Annotated in this window: 3 protein-coding genes; all 3 read left to right on the plus strand. The window is 59.3% G+C overall.

Annotated elements, in window-relative coordinates:
- Window positions 1-89 precede the first annotated feature (89 nt).
- Window positions 90-632: an HDIG domain-containing protein gene (locus HKN37_15200; protein ID NNE47997.1), complete on the plus strand. Its 543-nt coding sequence runs from the start codon at window positions 90-92 to the stop codon at window positions 630-632.
- 36 nt (window positions 633-668) lie between these two features.
- Window positions 669-2,054 carry an MmgE/PrpD family protein gene (locus HKN37_15205; GenBank protein ID NNE47998.1) on the plus strand — a complete coding sequence of 462 codons (1,386 nt, stop codon included), beginning with the start codon at window positions 669-671 and terminating at the stop codon, window positions 2,052-2,054.
- 3 nt (window positions 2,055-2,057) lie between these two features.
- On the plus strand, window positions 2,058-2,668 hold a 611-nt coding region (locus tag HKN37_15210), incomplete at its 3' end, for a homoaconitase (GenBank protein NNE47999.1).

The following is a 2,668-nucleotide window of genomic DNA, read 5'->3' on the forward strand; positions in this document are numbered from 1 at the left end:
CCGGCGTATGCTCTCGGCCGAAGGAAGCCGTACCCGCCAATCGCCTGTCGCCTGAGTGCGGCAGTCGGCATCACAACGAGGATAATCCATTGACCGAAGCCGTCGATCGCCTCTGGCCTGAACTCGCGTGGATTCAGGATGACACCCTCCGGGAAAACACGAGGCTGACCTGGAAAGTTGCTCTCGACCGAAGTCCCCTGTCTCCGGACGATCTGGAGCGCATCCCGTTCACCTTGCTTGTCCCCAACTGCCCGGCAACTTTCATGGAGCACAAGCGATGCGTCGTCCACATCGCCCGCCGCTCAGCCGAAGCCATGCAGGAGTTCCTCGGCAAGGGTCTTCCCATTGATATGGATACCGTAATCGCCGGCGCTATTCTCGCCGACGTCGGAAAGCTGCTAGAGTACGAGATCGTCGACGGCCAGGCCCGACAAAGTCCGCGCGGCAAAGCGCTCCGACACCCATTTACGGGCGTCGCCGTCGCGATGGAGTGCGGAGTTCCTGACGCCGTCTGCCACATCATCGCGGCACACGCGGCAGAAGGCGATCTCGTGACACGCTCCACGGAAGCGATCATCGTGCATCATGCCGACTTCATGAGCTACCTGCCCTTCAAGAATCTCGCGGGCTAGCCCAAATCGCAAAACACTCTAAGAGGAAGTCTGACTATGTCCGGTACGATTACAGAAACGATGTCCCGCTGGGCGGCTGATCTGCAGTTTGAAGACATTGGTGAGCGTGCTGTGGCCGAGGCCAGACGCTACCTGCTCGATTCGCTGGGCTGCGCACTTGGGGGTCTCCAGCAAGAGGACGCGCATATCGCGCTCAAAGTGCTCACCAGAACCGGTGGCAACGGGAAGGCGACCGTTATCGGCACGGGAAAGAAAACAGATCCCGTGACGGCTTCGCTCGCCAACGCGCTGATGGTCCGCGTGATGGATTATAACGACATCTACTGGCAGCAGGACCCGTCGCATCCGTCCGATATCATCCCGGCCGCGATGGCGTGTGGAGAACGAGCCAGTGGCACGGGCAAAGACCTCATCGTCGGAATTGTGCTCGGTCACGAGTTCGAAATGCGTCTGTGTGAGGCCGCTTTTCCCGGCATCCGCGAACGAGGATGGCACCACGCGACACTGACGGCCTTCGTCTCTCCCATTGTGGCAGGCAGGATGCTCGACATGTCATGGGACAAAATCCAGCACGCTATTGGCATCTCGGCCTCCCGCCACGCGACACTCGGCGCCGTCACGGCCGGGAAGCTCACGATGATGAAGAATACTGTCGATCCGATGGCGACGCAGAGTGGAGTTCTGGCAGCGCTGCTGGCGGAGGAAGGTTATACCGGACCGGAGCATGTCATCGATGGCAAAGAGGGGCTGGTCCACTGCTTCGGTCCTGAGTGGAAACTGAATATCCTGGTCGATGGACTGGGTGACTCGTGGCGGATCGAACGGTGCGGCATGAAGGCCTTCCCAACGGAAGCGCTGACGCATACACCGATCTCGGCTGTGCTTGACCTTGTTATTGACAATGATCTGGCACCCGATGACATCGACACCGTCACCATTCATTCACTCGCCCGCGCCGCGGACATCCTGGCCGACCCATCCAAGTATGACCCAAGAAGTAAGGAAACGGCCGACCACAGCCTGCCCTACGTCATTGCGGCTGCCATCGTGGACCGGCAGGTCACACCTGCGCAGTTCACCCAGGAGCGGATTCTCGCAGAAGACATCCGCGCTCAACTCAACAAGGTCAAAGTTGTAGCGGATGAGGAAATCGAAAAGGTGTTTCCGGCGCTGCAACGCGTGGTGGTGAAAATTTTGACGACGGATGGTCGCGAGTTCACAAAGACGCTCGACTACCCGAAGGGAGACCCGCGTAACCCGTTGACCGACAGAGAAATCGAAGACAAGTTTGACGCGCTGGCATCACCCGTGATGTCGATGGAAGCACGGACTCAACTCAAAGACGCAGTCTGGTCTCTGGAAGACATTTCGTCGATATCCGACCTCATGGACCTCTGCAAAGCCGACACCTGGGGGAAATGAACGATGGGACAGACCATCGCCGAGAAGATTGCGAACGCCCACATGACGGCGGGTCCGTCCAGGGCGTTGCGAACCGGAGACGTGGTGTCGCTCAGGCCGCGACACGTGATGACGCATGACAACTCGGCAGCCGTCATCAACAAGTTCACAGCGATAGGGGCGGAACGCATTTTCGATCCGCGCCAACCCGTCTTCGCAATCGACCACGACATCCAGAACGTTTCTGATAAGAATCTTCGGAAGTACCGCAACATCGAGTCGTTCGCTCGAGCGCACGGTGTCGATTTCTATCCGGCCGGGACCGGTATCAGCCATCAGGTGATGGTCTCTCACGGGTACGTATTGCCCGGGTCACTGGTTGTGGGCTCGGATTCTCATTCGAACATGTATGGCGCGCTCGGCGCGCTCGGTACTCCCGTCGTGAGAACAGATGCCGCGGCGATCTGGGCGACCGGTGAGTTCTGGTGGCAGATCCCGAGGACGATCCAGGTCGTCCTGACCGGGGAGCTTCGGGATGGAGCCGCGGGGAAGGATGTCATCATCACGCTTTGCGGGCTGTACAATCAGGGCGAAGTCCTGAATGCGGTGGTCGAGTTTACCGGGCCGGGCATCGC

The sequence above is a fragment of the Rhodothermales bacterium genome (assembly GCA_013002345.1).
Taxonomy (GTDB): Bacteria; Bacteroidota; Rhodothermia; order Rhodothermales; family JABDKH01; genus JABDKH01.

Coding starts and splice junctions, on each gene's coding strand:
- HKN37_15205 (NNE47998.1), top strand. CDS start 669: ATGTCCGGTACGATTACAGAAACGATGTCCCGCTGGGCGGCTGATCTG.